Source organism: Janthinobacterium paucivorans (genome assembly GCF_051380805.1).
GTDB classification, from domain to species: Bacteria; Pseudomonadota; Gammaproteobacteria; order Burkholderiales; family Burkholderiaceae_D; genus Janthinobacterium; species Janthinobacterium lividum_D.
Window position 1 is genome coordinate 232,823 of sequence record NZ_JBNYXR010000008.1, and the last position, 16,310, is coordinate 249,132.

The 16,310-nt window shown below is 60.5% G+C and carries 16 protein-coding genes; 5 read left to right on the forward strand and 11 right to left on the reverse strand.

Annotated elements, in window-relative coordinates; translation table 11 throughout:
- Positions 1-35: 35 nt before the first annotated feature.
- Positions 36-725 carry an LrgB family protein gene (locus ACQ4V8_RS12445; RefSeq protein ID WP_010398350.1) on the reverse strand — a complete coding sequence of 230 codons (690 nt, stop codon included), beginning with the start codon at positions 723-725 and terminating at the stop codon, positions 36-38.
- Positions 722-1,180: a CidA/LrgA family protein gene (locus ACQ4V8_RS12450; protein WP_070347405.1), complete on the reverse strand. Its 459-nt coding sequence runs from the start codon at positions 1,178-1,180 to the stop codon at positions 722-724. The genes ACQ4V8_RS12445 and ACQ4V8_RS12450 overlap by 4 nt, the downstream gene beginning before the upstream one ends.
- 103 nt (positions 1,181-1,283) lie before the next feature.
- Here ACQ4V8_RS12450 and ACQ4V8_RS12455 point away from each other — a divergent pair, with 103 nt between their 5' ends.
- Positions 1,284-2,192, forward strand: coding sequence for a LysR family transcriptional regulator (locus ACQ4V8_RS12455; protein WP_010398347.1), 909 nt, complete (start codon positions 1,284-1,286; stop codon positions 2,190-2,192).
- A 131-nt stretch (positions 2,193-2,323) separates the two neighbouring features.
- A complete protein-coding gene (locus tag ACQ4V8_RS12460; protein ID WP_436571559.1) occupies positions 2,324-3,055 on the forward strand; it encodes a glutaminyl-peptide cyclotransferase in 732 nt (243 codons plus the stop codon).
- Between the two features lie 258 nt (positions 3,056-3,313).
- On the opposite strand, the gene ACQ4V8_RS12465 is transcribed toward ACQ4V8_RS12460, so the two are convergent.
- From ACQ4V8_RS12465 to ACQ4V8_RS12485, 5 genes are all read right to left on the reverse strand, one after another.
- The gene (locus ACQ4V8_RS12465; RefSeq protein ID WP_010398340.1) at positions 3,314-3,562 is read right to left on the reverse strand and encodes a DUF3297 family protein; all 249 of its coding nucleotides are present in this window, start codon (positions 3,560-3,562) and stop codon (positions 3,314-3,316) included.
- Positions 3,563-3,743: 181 nt separating this feature from the next.
- Complete coding sequence (locus ACQ4V8_RS12470; RefSeq protein ID WP_436571560.1) at positions 3,744-4,145, reverse strand: hypothetical protein; 402 nt, start codon at positions 4,143-4,145, stop codon at positions 3,744-3,746.
- 208 nt (positions 4,146-4,353) lie between these two features.
- Complete coding sequence (locus ACQ4V8_RS12475; protein ID WP_436571561.1) at positions 4,354-4,755, reverse strand: GFA family protein; 402 nt, start codon at positions 4,753-4,755, stop codon at positions 4,354-4,356.
- A gap of 63 nt (positions 4,756-4,818) precedes the next feature.
- Positions 4,819-5,235: a DJ-1/PfpI family protein gene (locus ACQ4V8_RS12480; protein ID WP_436571573.1), complete on the reverse strand. Its 417-nt coding sequence runs from the start codon at positions 5,233-5,235 to the stop codon at positions 4,819-4,821.
- A 3-nt stretch (positions 5,236-5,238) separates the two neighbouring features.
- Positions 5,239-5,409 carry a type 1 glutamine amidotransferase family protein gene (locus ACQ4V8_RS12485; RefSeq protein WP_436571562.1) on the reverse strand — a complete coding sequence of 57 codons (171 nt, stop codon included), beginning with the start codon at positions 5,407-5,409 and terminating at the stop codon, positions 5,239-5,241.
- Positions 5,410-5,638: 229 nt separating this feature from the next.
- Here ACQ4V8_RS12485 and ACQ4V8_RS12490 point away from each other — a divergent pair, with 229 nt between their 5' ends.
- Positions 5,639-7,285: a phosphoethanolamine transferase gene (locus ACQ4V8_RS12490; protein ID WP_436571563.1), complete on the forward strand. Its 1,647-nt coding sequence runs from the start codon at positions 5,639-5,641 to the stop codon at positions 7,283-7,285.
- 113 nt (positions 7,286-7,398) lie between these two features.
- Here ACQ4V8_RS12490 and ACQ4V8_RS12495 read toward each other — a convergent pair whose 3' ends face one another.
- Positions 7,399-8,172: a ferredoxin--NADP reductase gene (locus ACQ4V8_RS12495; protein ID WP_010398329.1), complete on the reverse strand. Its 774-nt coding sequence runs from the start codon at positions 8,170-8,172 to the stop codon at positions 7,399-7,401.
- Positions 8,173-8,801: 629 nt separating this feature from the next.
- Between ACQ4V8_RS12495 and ACQ4V8_RS12500 the strand changes: the two genes are divergently transcribed.
- Positions 8,802-10,307 carry a DASS family sodium-coupled anion symporter gene (locus ACQ4V8_RS12500; protein WP_436571564.1) on the forward strand — a complete coding sequence of 502 codons (1,506 nt, stop codon included), beginning with the start codon at positions 8,802-8,804 and terminating at the stop codon, positions 10,305-10,307.
- Between the two features lie 309 nt (positions 10,308-10,616).
- A complete protein-coding gene (locus ACQ4V8_RS12505; RefSeq protein WP_010398324.1) occupies positions 10,617-12,455 on the forward strand; it encodes an amidohydrolase in 1,839 nt (612 codons plus the stop codon).
- Positions 12,456-12,545: 90 nt separating this feature from the next.
- Here the strand turns inward: ACQ4V8_RS12505 and ACQ4V8_RS12510 are convergent, their stop codons facing one another.
- The 3 genes from ACQ4V8_RS12510 to ACQ4V8_RS12520 all read right to left on the reverse strand — a co-directional run.
- Positions 12,546-14,489 (reverse strand): FTR1 family protein, encoded by a 1,944-nt coding sequence (locus ACQ4V8_RS12510; protein ID WP_010398322.1) that lies wholly within the window; start codon positions 14,487-14,489, stop codon positions 12,546-12,548.
- Between the two features lie 409 nt (positions 14,490-14,898).
- The gene (locus ACQ4V8_RS12515; RefSeq protein WP_436571565.1) at positions 14,899-15,936 is read right to left on the reverse strand and encodes a zinc-dependent alcohol dehydrogenase; all 1,038 of its coding nucleotides are present in this window, start codon (positions 15,934-15,936) and stop codon (positions 14,899-14,901) included.
- Between the two features lie 20 nt (positions 15,937-15,956).
- Positions 15,957-16,310 (reverse strand): hypothetical protein (locus ACQ4V8_RS12520; protein WP_436571566.1); only part of this gene is annotated, 354 nt, incomplete at its 5' end.

The following is a 16,310-nucleotide window of genomic DNA, read 5'->3' on the forward strand; positions in this document are numbered from 1 at the left end:
GTATTATCCCCGATAAAGGCCTGCGCCGTGGCGCCTTAGCCTAACAATCTGCCCAGTAGCGGCGCCAGCAGTACCGTCACGACGCCCGAGAAGATCATTGTCAAGCTGGCCACGGCGCCTTCTTCCGTACCCACGCGGCGCGCCACGGACAGGCCGAAACCGTGCGCCGCTGCGCCATACGGGGCGCCACGGGCGATGCGCATGCGCAAGGGCAGCAGTTTCAGCAAAGGCTTGCCTAGCAGCAAGCCGAACAAACCCGTCATCACGACAAAAATCCCTGTCAGCTGGGCCGAGCCGCCCATCTGGCGCGACGCTTCCAGCGCGAAGGGCGTCGAGACCGAGCGCGCCAGCAGGCTGCGCGCCATGTCGCCGTGCACGCCCAGCAGCCGATCCAGCAGCAGGGTGGCGGCCATGGAGGCGACGATGCCGGCGCAACTGCCCAGCGACAAGGCCAGCCCATGCTTGCGTATCAGCTTGCGCTCCTGGAAGATGGGCAGGGCGAAGGCGACCGTAGCGGGCCCCAGCAGCCATGGCAGCCAGCGCGTTTCGCCAAAATACGTGGCGAACGGCGTCGAGGTCAGCTGCACGATGAGGATCAGGATGGCCGAGGTGCAGATGGCGGGCGTCAGCAAAAAATGTGGATGACGGCGGTGCACGGCTTGGTTGGCATAGAACAAGACCAGCGTCAGCAGCAAGAACAGCAGGGACAGCAGCAAGGTGCTCATGCTGCCGCCCTGGCGGCGCGCTGGCGCAGCAGTTTTTGCAGGCGCAGCTTGCGCTCATAGCGGCATACCCATTCCACCGTCAACGCCGTAGCCAGCATCACGCTGGCAAAACCGAGGCCGATATTGACGAACAGCATCACCCCTTGTGTCTTCAGCAGTTGTGTAAATTGCACCACGGATACGACCAGCGGAATAAAGAACAGCAGCATGTTCGCCAGCAGCCAGTTCGCACCCAGTTCGATGGCGGCCGGCTGCAGCCAGCCCGCCAGCAGCAGCGCCACTAGCACGAACAGGCCTACCACGCCGCCGGAAAACGGCAAATGCAGGGCGGAAGCGGCCTCGTCCGCCAGCCACCAGGCGGCAATCAGGATACCCACTTGCCACGCGGTCAGCACGCTTTGGCGCCAGGCGGGGAGGGATGGCAGGACGCTGCTGGGAGGATGTAAGGCTTTCACGGCGGGCTTTCTAGCGGCTGGGGGAAGTTTTCATTGTAGTGAGGCCACATCAAAAGATAAAATGACTTAAACTTATGATTATCATTCGATATTGGAATGCATCATGGATATCCGCTCGCTGCGCTACTTCGTCGAGGTGGTCGAACAGAACAGTTTTACGCGCGCGGCCGCCAAGCTGCATGTGACCCAGCCTACCGTCAGCAAGATGATTGCCCAGCTCGAGCAATCGCTGGACCTGGCTTTGCTGGACCGCGCCGGCAAGCGTTTTAGCTTGACCGACGCGGGCAAGGTGGTGCTGTCGCGCGCGCATGAATTGCTGGCATTGCACGCGGACCTGAAAGTGGCGTTGCGCGACTTGCAAGAGCTGGAGCGGGGCGAGCTGCGCGTGGGGGTGTCGCCGCAGACGCATTCCACCCTGGCGCCATGGCTGGCCGAATACCACCAGCGCTACCCGGGCATCGAGTTAAAGATGTATGAAAGCGGCACGCAAGCAATCGAGCGCGACTTGCGCACGGGAACGGTAGAGCTGGGCACCATGCTCGACTACCCGGGCAATGCCGCAACCTGGCAGGATTTCGAAGCCTTGCCCCTCGTGCGCTCACCGCTATGCCTGCTGGCCGCGCCCGGCTCGCCTTGGCAGGGCCGCAGCAGCGTGGCCCTGGCCGAGCTGGCCGACAGTCCCTTCATCTTTTACGGCGCCGCGTTTGCCCTGAACGAGATCGTGCTCGATGCCTGCCAGCGGGCCGGTTTTGCGCCGCGCATCACCGGCCGCAGCGGCCAGTGGGACTTCATTGCCTCGCTCGTGCGTCTGGGCGTGGGTATTTGCCTGCTGCCGAAGATGTATTGCGACACGCTAGCGCCAGCGCAATTTGACATCATTCCGCTGGCCGGCCCACCCGTGGAGTGGAATCTGATGCTGGCCTGGCGCCGCGGCGGACGATTGTCGTTTGCCGCGCGCGCCTGGCTCGAGCTCGTCAGGGAGCGCATGGCTGATGCGCCACGGTTACAATAGGCATCAGCCAACTTCCGCCCGAGCAGATGAACATTAACGCCAACGCCAACGCCAAGGTTACAGCCAAAATCAAACGCAGCACCGGCTCACTGCTGCTGGGATTGTTATGCAGTATGGGTCTGATGAGCGAAATGGGCTACGCCCAAGCCGCCATTCCTGTGTATGGCTACTTTGTCAAGAATGCCTATCCGCACGACGCCCGGGCGTTCACCCAGGGCTTGCTGTTCAAGGATGGCCACCTGTATGAGAGTACGGGCCAAAACGGGCAGTCCTCGCTGCGCAAGGTAGAATTGACGACGGGCAAAGTGCTGCAGAAAAGCATGCTCGACAAAAAAGTCTTCGGTGAAGGCATCACCGCCGTCGGCGACGAGATCCTGGGCCTGACATGGGTTTCGCAAACTGGCTATGTGTTCGACCAGAAGAGCTTCAAGCTCAAGCGCACCTTCAGCTACCAGGGCGAAGGCTGGGGCCTGGCCAGCGACAGTCAATTTGTTTACATGAGCGATGGCAGTTCCGCCATCCGCGTGCTCGATCCGAAAACCCTGGCCGAAATGCGCCGCTTCGAAGTGAAGGCCGAGGGGCGCCCCATCGAGCGCCTGAACGAGCTCGAAATGGTCGACGGCGAGCTGTTTGCCAATGTGTGGGGCGCCGACGTGATCGCCCGCATCAATCCGGCCAGCGGCAAGGTCGTAGGCTGGATCGACTTGTCGGGTTTGCTGCCGCCCGAGCAGCGAGGTACGGCCAACCCTGACGCTGTACTCAACGGTATCGCCTGGGATGCGCGTGGCAAGCGTTTGTTTGTGACGGGAAAACTGTGGCCCAAGCTGTTCGAAATCGAGCTGATCGAAATTGAGCGCCGTTGATGCTGCCTGGCGGACAGTGCTGCATCGCCTTGATGGCACCTCGTGGCAATGTGCTTTTGCTATCGAGGTCAGCGCCAGCGGCTACGATGGCAAGGGAGGCTTAAAGTAGGCGGCAGGCGCGACCAGGGGCGGGGGTTTTTGCGCCTGCCAGCGGCAGCTGTCGGCTTGATCGCCAGGCGACTAGCGAATGCGGGGGAATATCTGCAGACGTAGAAAAGGCCGATGAAGATCGGCCTCGATGATCACTGCATGTGTTGCTTAGCGGTAAAACGCTTCGACTTTGCCCTTCAATTTGATCTGCAGCGGACGGCCGCGGCGATCGAGCGACTTGGTGGAAGCGACCTTGATCCAGCGTTCGCTGATGCAATATTCTTCCACGTCAAGACGTTCCTTGTCGTTGAAGCGAATGCCGACGTCGTTCTCGAACACGGCTGCGACGTGGTAAGGGCTGCTAGGGTCGATCGACAGGCGATCGGGCAATGGGGGTAAGGTGGTGGTATCGTTCATGGGCGTAATTATCGCCCAGAATGCCGATCCAGACAACGGCCTTTCGCACCTCACCCGTCGGGCCGCCCATGCAATGGCGTGCCTGGCCCTACGGTACGCATAGACCGGCACGGCTCTGCCGCAACGGCCCATGTTGCCGCGAAGTGCCGGCAGATTTGCCGGCAATCACACGCTTCGGCAATCAGGATTTGTTACTATCCTTGTGGCCTTGACGCCCCGTTTCCATGCGCTTGTCATGCGCGCCGCCGTGCGAACCGGCGCCCGAACCCGATTGTTCACTAGCGCTCTTGCCTGGCCCCATTTGTTGCGAGCCAGATTGCTTGTCGCCGTCATTCTTGTGGCTTGGGCGGTTTGCCTCGGCATTCTGCCCCTGCTTGCCGTCGTGGGTGCCACCCGATGACTGGCGGCTGCCCGATGCCTTGTCCGGCTGCTGCTTGTCTGACTGTTGGTTTTCCGACTGCTTGTTGCCTGATTGTTGGTTGCCTGACTGTTGGTTTTCCGACTGCTTGTTGCCCGATTGCTGTTTGCTTGACTGCTGTTTGCTCGACTGATTAAGGCTTTTGTCATTGCTGTTTGAAGTCATGATCGTTACCCCTTTGCTTAGTTTGCGTCATCATCGGCAGCAAGGATGGCGTAAGGCTGGATTAAGCGTGCCACTGCCTTGCCTCCGGCGCCGTGCAGCACCGTTAAGGTCATTTTCGCTGCCGGACGCCGGCTTAACCATAGGGGTACTAGCTGTCGCCACGTAGGAAAACTCCGTCATGCGTGGCAACCATTTCTACATTGCATTTTTACAGATGCCGCGTTTCCTGTGGCGGCGTGTCCCATGCGTCATGCCAGCCATCGACAAAGATGACGGGTACTTGGGCCAGTTCGGCCACCGAGGCGTCATCGAGGCAGTTGACGCTAATGCCAACAAAGGGGCCGCTGCGCGCGGCATCGCCGTAGCCGAACGGGCGCACGCCGCAATGGCGGCAAAAATAGTGGCGTTCGCGCCCGGCGCCGAAGCGGTATTGGCTCAAGTGCGTTTCTCCTGCCAGTAACTGGAAGGATGTGGGGGGCACCTGGCTGGCCCAGCAACGCATTTTCAGGCAATAGGAACAGTTACAGCGCAGGCTGGGGGCTGCCAAGTCGATCTCGACCGCGAAGCGCACACTGCCGCAGTGACAACTGCCATGGTAGGTTTTTTTCATCGTGGGTCTTTTAACGCGATGCGGTACTGTCATGCTGGCGCACCTGCGCGCGCTGGCTGCCGACTAGCGCGCTGGCTGGATTGCGGAAGCCTTGCCGTGCTCGGCACCATGCAAGGCGAGATAGGCCGCCAGCTTCTGGTCAGCGATGCCCAGGGCGCGCAACACTTCTTGCGTGAAGGTGCTGGGTGCCGTGCCGGGCGCCGTGACGATGCGCTGATCGGCTACGGCCCAGGGCACGTCCTGGTACATGGCGCCGCCCGCATAGCCAAGCTGTTGCAGATTGTCGGCGCAATTGGAAGTATGGCGCACTTTATCGAGCACGCCTGCCTGCGCCAGCACGCGGGTGCCGTCGCAAATGCCTGCCAGTACCACGCCCTTATCGCGCGCGGCGCGCAGCAAGAGACCCAGATCAGGCGCCTTGCCGCTTTGCCAGTAGCTGCCGCCACACACCATCAGCAAGTCGAGTTCATCAAGCGAAATGGCCTACAGCGCCAGTTGCGGCGTGACTTGCATGCCGCCGGACGAGGTGACCGGCAGGCCGCCCGGCGTGGCGAACTGCGTACAAAAGCCGTAATACTGGCGTGCCGTGGCATTGAACAGGGCGGTTTCCCAATCGGCAAAGTTCTCGCTCAGAATGGTGATAGCACGTGGCATGAAAAGTCCTGTCGCAGGTTGAGATATCGATAGTACAGGCTGGCTAGCCTGCTGGTAGCGAAAGCATAACAAAAAATACGGACAGTTTCTGGCAGGAGTGGGCTTGCAACGTCGCTACCACCTTGCAGGGGCGATTGCGCTACAATCGCCCGCTGCGTTCGCGTGGGCCTGTCCAGCTTGAATGCCTATTAGCTATTCTATTACCTGTCACCTATTACCTATCGCCTCCATGCTGATTTTGTTTTGCCGTGTCCTGTCCAGCATTGCTGGCCTGTTGCTGTTCTATCTCTTCGATCAGTTAAGTGCCAATGAATTGCTGAAATTGAGCGTCTTGCTGGCCGCCTTCCTGCTGGGCCTGTGCGGCGTGTTATATGCCTGGCGCGGAAACGCCGGCGCCGGCGCGGTCACCATGTTGCTGCGCATCGTGGTGCTTGTGTTTTATCTCGATGCCGCCGTCAAAGGTTTTTTGCGTGGCTATTTTGGCATGCGACCAAATCCCAATGCTGTCTTACAGGCAATGTTTGCGACCGATCAAACAGAAACGCGAGAATTTTTCTTGCACAACAGCATCGCCCTGGCGCAAGCGATGGGCTGCTTTGTACTCGTGGCGGCGCTGCTGCTGCTGGCCGACCGCCAACTGCTGCGCTGGCAAGCGGCGCGTAAGAATGCCGCGCCGGGAATGCTGGTGAAGGGCTTTGCCGCCAGCATGGCCGTCTTTCTCGTGCTGCTGCACGTCAATACCACCATGCGGCGCGAAAATCCGGCCTTGTTCTGGCCGCTGCGCTACCAGCAGTACAATGCGCAGCTTGCAGCGATGCAGTCCATGCAGCATGCGCTGACGGCGTCCATGGCCGCGCCGCGCGACTGGCAGGTGCACTATACGGGCGAGGATGCGCGCAGCGTCATCCTGGTGATCGGTGAGAGTACCAATCGGGCCTCGATGTCGCTGTATGGCTACCCGCGCGCGACCACGCCCCAGCTCGACGCCATGCGTGCGAAGCTGCTGGTGTTCAAGGATGTGATTTCACCCGCGTCCAGCACGGTGGAATCGATGATGACGATGCTCACACCGGCCGATATCGGCAACCCCGATGCGTGGATGGCCAAGCCCAACTTGCTGATGCTGGCCGAGGCGGCCGGCTACAAGACGTTCTGGGTCTCGAACCAGACGCGTAACGATGGCTGGATCGGACTACTGGCAGGCGAGGCCGATGAAAGCGACTTCATCAATTATGGCACCGGCCGCGGCGAGAATAATTTCGACGACCAGCTGTTCCAGCCGTTCGCCCACGCACTGGCCGATAGCGCGCCGAAAAAACTGATCGTGGTGCACTTGCTGGGCGCACACCCTAGCTATGCCATGCGCTATCCCAGCCGTTTTGCGTATTTCGACCAGACGCATGACGCCGTCAGCGCGCAGATGGCCCGCCAAGGCAGATCTGGTGCCATACGCAAGCAGCGCGACGAGTACGATAACGCCATCCGCTATGGCGATTACGTGCTGGGCACCCTGATCGGCATGGCCGACAGGGCCAAATCAGACCGCGCCACCTCACTGCTGTTTGTTTCCGACCATGGCCAGGAAGTGGGCTACAACCGCAACCACGCGGGCCATTCCGCGTCCGATAAAAGCGGCTATGAAATTCCCATGTTGATCTGGAGCAATAGGCAAGCGCCACAATCAACGGCCGCGCGCGCCGCGCTGGAAAGCCGGCCGTATCAAACTGACAAGCTCGATGCGACCGTGCTGGGCTTGCTGAAGATCGAGACGCGCTATTACGCTGCGCATGATGATATCCTCAGCGGCACCTTTCAAGCCGTGCCGCGCTTCATGAATGGCTTGCAATACCAGCGCGGGGCAGTGCTGGCACCTTAAGCCAAGCCCTTAAGCTAAGAATAAAAAAACCCGGCCCCGCCGCGCAAAGCGGCGGGGCCGGGCCCCTGGTGTGTTGCCGATGATTTGACGATAACTTGCCGATAACTTGCCGATTACTTCTCGGCGAACGCGCGCTCGACAACGAAGTCGCCAGGCGTCGAGGTATTGCCTTCCTTGAAGCCACGCGCTTCGAGCATCTCTTTCAGGTCGCGCAGCATGTCCGAGCTGCCGCAGATCATGACGCGGTCTTCGGCCGGATTCAGCGCCGGCAAGCCGAGGTCTTCGGCCAGCTTGCCATTCTCGATCAGCGCCGTGATGCGGCCCATGTTGCGGAAGTCTTCGCGCGTGACGGTCGGGTAGTAGCGCAGCTTGTCGCTGACCATTTCGCCCAAGAATTCATGCTTCGGCAAATGCTCTTCCAGCAGCTCGCGGTAAGCCAGTTCATCGACTTGGCGCACGCCGTGCACGAGGATCAATTCGTCGAAGCGCTCGTAGATATCGGGATCACGCACGATGCTGAGGAAAGGTGCCAAGCCCGTGCCTGTCGACAGCATGTACAGGCGCTTGCCTGGCAGCAGGTAGTCGGACACCAGCGTACCCGTCGGCTTGCGCCCGACGATGACGGTGTCGCCCACTTGCAAGTGCTGCAAACGCGAGGTCAGGGGGCCGCCCGGCACCTTGATGCTGAAAAATTCCAAGTGGTCTTCGTAGTTGGCGCTGGCGATACTGTAGGCGCGCAGCAAGGGCTTGCCATCGACGCGCAGGCCAATCATGGTGAAATGACCATTCGAGAAACGCAGCGACGGGTCGCGCGTGGTGGTAAAGGAGAACAGGGTATCCGTCCAGTGGTGCACGCTTAATACGCGCTCTTCATTCATCGAACTCATAGTGGTTGTTGGCTGGTCAAAAAAATGGTTAGTTGCTGGCAACTGCTGGCAAAAGTGAAACCCTGTGTAGGCCCGAACGCTATTGTACTGGCGTCCACACGAAATTGTTACCGTCTATTACCGCCATTGCTGCCGCACGCGGTGCCGACATTATAGTGCGAATGGCAAGGCGGGGCTGAAATTTGCCCGCAACCGGGCCATGGCCATGCGCGTTCTTGACCTGGCTCACTTTTTCAGGGCACGGCTCAAGAGCTGCTGCCAACGCGGCCCAGCGCAAGTGTTACATGGCAGGCGCACCCCGCAGGCAATACGCACAGGATGGCAGGGCAGTGCATCAATCGATGCTTGCGTGCTTGCAATGGCGTCCTTGTCGGTTTGGCGGCATGAGGGGCGATGGTGTGAACGATGATGTGAAATATGTCGCACCCAGATCAACGATTTTGCAATTGCCGGGAAGGATGCGCCAAATGGGGCAGGGGGTGGGGAAACCTTGCGTGTATGATATTTCCGAATAGAATTGTTGGGCATCATTCATTTGAAGGGCGCGCGTCTTGTGCCTTTCAGGCCCGGAATCTGCGTACATGATTCCGCTCCTCAGGATGCCTGACCCACAGCGAAAGGTATTACAGATGTATAAAACAATGCGCGACATGTTCCTGCATTTCAAGCAGGCCGTCCCATTCCGCCTCGTCCCCGCTCTGATTTGCACGGCCTTGCTGGTGAGTATGCTGATGCTGCCCGCACCTGACGGTTTGACGCCCAAAGCCTGGGGCCTGGTGGCAATTTTCCTCACCACCATCCTGGCGATCATTTTGAAAGTCATGCCGATCGGCGTGATGGCCATGATGGCTATCGTCATCGTGTCATTATCACAAGTGACTTCGACCTCGTCCAAGGGCGCCATCACCGATGCGCTCAGCAGTTTCTCGAATCCATTGATCTGGCTGATCGTCGTGGCGATTTTGATTTCGCGCGGACTCAAAAAGACGGGGCTGGGCAGCCGCATCGGCCTGCTGTTTATCTCCGTGCTGGGCAAGCGCACCATGGGTATCGGCTATGGCCTGGCGATTTGCGAACTGGTGCTGGCGCCATTTACACCAAGTAACACTGCGCGCGGTGGCGGCATCGTCCACCCCGTCATGAAGTCGATCGCCAACGCCTTCGACTCGGACCCGGCCAAGGGCACGGAAGGTAAAGTAGGCACTTATCTGGCCCTCGTCAACTACCACGCCAACCCGATTACCTCGGCCATGTTCCTCACAGCCACGGCGCCCAATCCGCTGGTGGTCGATTTTGTGGCCAAGGCCAGCGGCCAGAGCTTTCACCTGACATGGACCACCTGGGCCCTGTGCATGCTGCTGCCGGGCCTGGTCTGCCTGCTGGCGATGCCCGTGATTATCTATTGGCTGTCGCCGCCCGAACTGAAAGTCACACCGGACGCCGTCACCTACGCCAAGGCGCAATTGAAAAGCATGGGGCCGCTGTCGCCGTCGGAAAAAGTCATGCTGGGCACGTTTGCCTTGCTGCTGTTGCTGTGGGCCAATGTGCCCGCCACGCTGTTCGGTCCCGCGTTTTCGCTCGATGCGACGGTGGTCGCCTTTGTCGGCTTGTTCGTGTTGATTATTACCGGCACCATCGACTGGGACGACGTGCTGTCCGAAAAGAGCGCCTGGGACACTTTGGTATGGTTTGGCGCGCTGGTAATGATGGCCGAGCAATTGAACAAAACGGGCGTGATCGCCTGGTTCTCGGCCGGCATGAAGGCGGCCATCGTCGCCAGCGGCATGGACTGGCTGCCGATTGCCGCTATCCTGGTGCTGGTGTTCGTGTTTTCGCATTACTTCTTTGCCAGTACGACAGCCCACATCAGCGCCATGCTGCTAGCCTTCCTGACCGTGGGCTTGCACCTGATCCCGGCCCAATACCATGTGCCCTTCATGCTGATGATGACGGCCGGCTCGGCCATCATGATGACCTTGACGCACTATGCGACAGGCACCTCGCCCATCATCTTTGGCAGTGGCTTCGTGACGATGGGTAACTGGTGGCGTGTGGGCTTCATCATGTGCGTGGTGGAATTGCTGATCTTTGCCGTTGTCGGCACGACCTGGTGGAAATTGCTCGGTTACTGGTAAGACGAGTTGCACCAACTGGCACGCCGGCGCACTGCAATGAGGGCAGTGCGCGCCTTTCCCGATAAAGTAAAAATTGTTGACGTATTGTTGACCTGAAACAAGCAATGACAGGCATGTGCATTGACGTGACAATGTTTGAGTCTTTTTGATTGGCAAATCGCTATGCTGCCGAGGCAGATAGGAGCGAGGAGCGAGTAGTGAGACCGCGCAAGCGTAGCGCTCATGCGCCGTTCTGTTGTCGAGTATGCAAGGTCTTGCATACAGGATGAAACCACCCATCCTCAATCATTCACTTTGATAGGAATCTGCATGAGCCATGACCACCTCGGTTGCGCCTGCTGCAACCTGCCTTATTTGCCTGAACTGACGACCGGCCTGTTGACGGAAACCGCGCGCGGCGGTGAACTCGATGCGGCGTTTAAGCAAACCTACGCCCAGCACGCGCAGACACTGATGTCGCAAGCCGTGATCTTTCATAACGGTATCATTCATACCATGGCCAGCGCCGGCAGCGCGCAGGTGGAGGCACTGGGCACGGCCGGCGGCATCATCATTGCCATCGGCACGCTGTCCGAGGTGCGCCTGGCCATGCAAGCGCACCAGCCCAACGAGACAGACCTGCGCGGGCGCACCTTGCTGCCTGGCTTTGTCGAACCGCATATGCACGTCCTGCCCAGCGCGCTGTACAAGAGCTGGCTGTCGCTGACGCCTTTCCAGCAGGCACCGCGACAACAGGAGTTGAATCTGGAATACAGTTTCCAGAGCATCAGCCAGCAGATTCGCACCGCGCTGGCACAGCCGGACAAGCTACCGAAAGACAAGAAAGGCCAGCCTTGGTTGCTGGGTTTTGGCATCGATCCCTCGCTGATGCAGCCCTGGGAAGACATCACCGTCACCCAGCTGGACCCGCTGAGCAGCACGGTGCCCATCTTGCTGATGAATTCTTCCGGCCACCTGGCCTATCTCAACACAGCTGCGATGAAGGCGGCAAACATCGAGGACACCCCTTCCGGTGTATTGACCGAGATCGGTATCAGCGCAGCGCTGAAGGTCGCGCCGCTTCCCAAGCTACTGGAATTTGTCGGCTGCCTGAAGCAGGTACTGGACGATGCCTCGGCGATGGGATTTACCAGCGTATTCGACGCCGGCCTGGGTGCCACCGACCAGCCACAACTGGAAATCGGCTTGCTCAAACTGGCGGCACAGCTCGGTCCGGTGCGTATCGGCGCGGCACTGTTCACCCCGCCTCAAGAAGAGGTACTGGACAACTGGCTACAGACCTACACGCCGGATCTGGACAGCCAAGGCGAGCAGCGTTTCAGTCTCAGGGCGATTAAGCTGATCGCAGATGGCTCGAACCAGGGTTTGACCGGCTACCAGAGCCAGCCCTATGCCTGCTCGCATGAACATGCCATTCCTGACGTGCCCGACACCGGCTTGAACAATTACCAGGACACCTCCGTGTTTACCCGCATGCTGGACAAGGCGGTGGCGCACGGCTGGCCGGTGCTGGTGCATGCCAATGGCGACAAGGCGGTGCAATATGTACTGGAGAGCTACAGGCAGGTATTGACGCCACAGCCAGGTGGCCTCAGCGAAGAGCAGGCGCAGAAGCGGCGCCAGCTGCGCCTGCGGGTAGAGCACGCATCGCTGCTCAATGATGATGCCATCGATAAAATGGCTGAGCTGCAGTTAAACCCCAGCTTCCTCATTGGCCACGTCGGCTACTGGGGGCACACCTTCCAGAACACCATTTTCGGCCAGGAGCGCGCCCAGTTGCTGGACCGCTGCCAGTCGGCATTGAATGCGGGAATGCACGTCAGCCTGCACTCTGACCATTTCGTCTCGCCACTGGGCGCCTTGCGCATGATGGAACAGGCGGTATTTCGCACCATGGAAGGTTCGCGCGAGAAAGCGGTGCTGAATCAGGAAGAGCGTCTGAGCAGGATGGCAGCATTGCGCGCCGTCACGCTCGATGCTGCCTGGCATTGTCACCTCGACCATCTGGTTGGCTCGCTGGAAGTCGGAAAGCAGGCTGATCTGGTGATTCTTGCGCAAGACCCGCTCGACGAAAGCGTGCGCAAGCTGCGTGACATCGTAGTGGAAGAAACCTGGCAGGCCGGCGTTAAAGTACACAGCAAGGCCTAATGTCCACGAGTGTACCCGCCAACCCCAATGGCAGCTGACCGTCATTGGGCAACGCCCGCATGCGGGCGTTGCCAGCGGGGATTTTCAAGCTCAGGCCGGCTTGTGCTTGCCAGCGCTAACGCGGTTCCAGCCATAGCCGGCGGCGACGATCAGCACGATGGCCGCCTGCGCCAGCAGAGTTTCCGCCGTGGGCAAGATACCCAGCAGGTCGATGCGCATGAAGTCGACCGGGGTGACGCCAACCCAGCCAGCTTCTTGCAATGCAGCCACGCCTTTACCCATCAGTATCACTGCCAGCACGGCCACGAAGGCGGACGTCAGCGAGAAGAACTTGCCGATAGGCATACGCGCGCTGGTACGCAGCAAGGCCCAGGCAATCACCACCAGCAACATGATGGCCACCAGGAAGCCGCCCAGCAGGGCGCCGCCGTTGCCATCGGCCGCCAGGGCGGAATAGAACAGCACGGTTTCAAAGACTTCGCGGTAGACGGCGATGAAGGCGAGGGCGAACAAGCCCCAGGCGGAGCGCCGCGAGATCGCTGCCGTGATTTTCTCGTGCAGGTATTGCTGCCAGCGTCCGGCGCTGCTCTTCTGGTGCATCCACAGGCCCACGCTGAGCAAGACCAGGGCTGCAAAAACGGACCCGAGCCCTTCGCTCACTTCCCGGCTGGCGCCGCTGATGGTGACCAGATACGTTGCTGCCACCCACGTCAGGGCGCCCGCCACCAGCGCGCTGATCCAGCCGCCGTGCACATAGGGCAGCACATCGTTGCGCTTGGCCTTGCGCAAGAAGGCGATGATGCCGATCACGATCAGCAGCGCTTCCACGCCCTCGCGCAGCAAAATCGTCAGGGCGCCGATAAAGGTCGTCATCGGCTCGGCCTTGGCGTTGCCGAGCTCCGCTTCCACGTGGGCAAACAATTGCTGCAGCTTTTCGCCCGCCGCCTCGGCGTCGGCTACCGTACCCTTGGCAACGGCGGAACGGTAGGCCAGCATGGCGTTTTCAACGGCCAGCAGCAGCGATTTGTTGCGCGCCCCCAGCATCGGCTCGATCGGCTCGAAACCGTCGAGGTAGGCCGACAGGCCCAGGCGCGTGGCCGCGGCGCGGTCGCCCGCTTGCACGGCGACCAGGCTTTCTTCCAGGCGCAATCGCGACAGGGCCAGGCCGGTCGGCTTGTGCGCTTCAGCCTTGTCGGGATGGCTGCGCAAGTAGGCCGTCAGCGCCTGCGCCTGGTCCGCGCCCAGCTTGGCTGCCGCCGCTTCCTGGGTCAGGGTCGTCACGGCGGCCAGGTCCGGGTACAGGCTTTTACTGCGCGCATCGTCCTGCCACAGCTTGTCACCGTGCGCACGCGCCGCCGCATCGTGCGACATGCCGCCCACGAAGAAGGCCAGGTCCCAGCGTTCGTTTTCCGACAACTGCCCAAAACTGGCCATCGAGGTGCCCGCCACGCCTTGCGAAATGACCTGATACAGCGCCATCAGGCTGCGCGACTGCGCCCGTTCGCCATCTGTGAAGGCGATCGGCTTTGGTTCCAGGCCGGCTGCCAGCGGACCGTCGCCGCCACCGGCCACGCCGTGACAAGAAGCACACTGGGCCACATACAGAGCAGCGCCGCGCGCCAAATTGGGCAACACCTTGGGTGCCACGGGAATCGGGTAGGCGGCAATCAGCAAGCCGTTTGCATGGTGGGCCAGACGCTTGACTTCCACGCCGTCCGCCTTGGCGACGACGGCGGCGCGCAATTGGGCGATGGCAGCGGCAATGGCCGCCTTTGAAGCGTGGGCGGGCAGGGCGGCGATCTGTGTCGTTGCGTTGTCCGTGAAGTCGAGCATTTCTGCATATTCTGCTTCGCTGGCAACCTTGCCATGCTCGACAGCACCGCTGTAATCGACGGCAACGTAATCAATCAATTGCCACAACTGCTTGGCGCCGGCGCCAGTATCGGCCACTTGCGCTTGCGCGCTGCCGGCCAGCAACAGGCTGGCGGCCACGAGCGGGTAGCAGACGAGCCATTTCCTCATTTTAATGAACATGATTCTCATTCTCATTTATTATCAACCGGGCGACTATAGGATAGACAGTGCAGGGTGTCAACGGCAGCACGGCTGCGTGCGGGGGGCAAAAGCGTCGCGCCTGTCAATATGCTTGAGCAGGTGGCTGGAGAATGGAATGCGTTGCAAGGCGGGCCGATGAGGCGGCAGGCGGGATACTGCTACGATGCGGGCTGCGCGTAGAGTCTTGTGGCCAGGCAGCTGCCAGGGTCGCCTAATTGCAGGCCACCGTTTGATCTATAGCCAGCAATGCCCAGGCATGGCGAGCGGGCGGGGCCAGTTCGGCCGCGCTGGCTTTGTCAGCATAGCGACGGCACTCTGGCCGCCGCGCACAGACACCGTCTTGCCTGGTTGCTGCTTAGTTGCTAATTAGTTACTGCTTAGTTGCCACTTAGTTGCCGCTAAAATCGAGCACGATGCGCGAAGCAACCTTGCCATGCTCCAGGCGGCTGAAGATGTCATTGATTGCCGACAGTGGCTGCAATTCCACGCCGGCCTTGACCTTGCCGTTGGCGGCAAAGGCGAGTGCCTCGGCCATGTCCTGGCGAGTGCCGACGAAGGAGCCGCGTATGGTGATGCAATTAGCAACGACGTCGAATAGCGGCGTCGGGAAGTCGCCCGGCGGCAGACCTACCAGCACGCACGTGCCGCGCTTGCGCGTCATCGCCACGCCTTGCTGGAAGGCATCAATCGACGGCGCCGTAATCAGCACACCGTGCGCGCCGCCCCCGGTCGCCTCGCGCAGGACGGCAACGGGATCGCCCTGGCGGGCGTTGATGGTCACTTCGGCGCCAAGGGCGCGCGCGTGCTCCAGCTTGCCTTCATCAATGTCGACAGCCGCCACGCGCAGGCCCATGGCCACCGCATATTCGATGGCCAGGTGGCCGAGCCCGCCGATGCCGGACACGGCCAGCCACTGGCCCGGTCGCGCCCCGGTTTCCTTGATGCCTTTGTAACTGGTCACACCGGCGCAGATAATCGGCGCCGCCTGCACGGCCGACAAGCCGGCCGGAATATGCGCGACGTAGCGTGGATCTGCCAGGATGTACTCGGCGAAGCCGCCATTCTTGGTATAGCCGCCGAACTGCGCCTCGGCGCACACGGTTTCCCAGGCAGCCAGGCAATGTTCGCAATGGCCGCAAGCAGAGTAGAGCCAAGGCACGCCGACGCGGTCGCCCAGTTGCACTTCGGTCACGCCCGTGCCCATGGCGACCACCAGGCCGATGCCTTCGTGGCCGGGAATGAACGGCGGCGTCGGCTTAACGGGCCAGTCTCCGCGCGCCGCATGCAAGTCGGTGTGACAAACGCCGCAAGCTTCCGTCTTGACGAGAATCTGGCCGGGTCCGGGAACCGGCACGGGGACATCGCGCAGCACCAGCGGCTGGCCCAGTTCCTCGACAACTGCGGCTTTCATGGTAGTGGGTGTCATGTTATTCCTTATGAAGTTGGTCATGCATAGCGTAGGGCGCCGGCGCCGGACTGGGGGCAAGTCACTTGTAGTGTCGCACCAGCCAAGCGCACTGTCACAGTCTGGTCAACAGAGGCTTGCGAATGATTGCATTCTGCTGCAGACAGTTCGAAAAATGTTTGATTTACATCAATGTTTAGCGTTAGGTCAGATGTGGTGAGCTTGAAGTACGCCGACAGCATTGTGGGTACTGCAACCACCGCCGCCTTCCTTTGAGCGTAAGCGTAAAGCCAGCGCCGTCTTGAGCCCGGCAATGAATTAGAAGATGATGGCATCACACCGCTGGGAAGCGGCGTGTTTTTAAGCCGAGGGAAGCGGCGTGGCGCAGTTCCAGG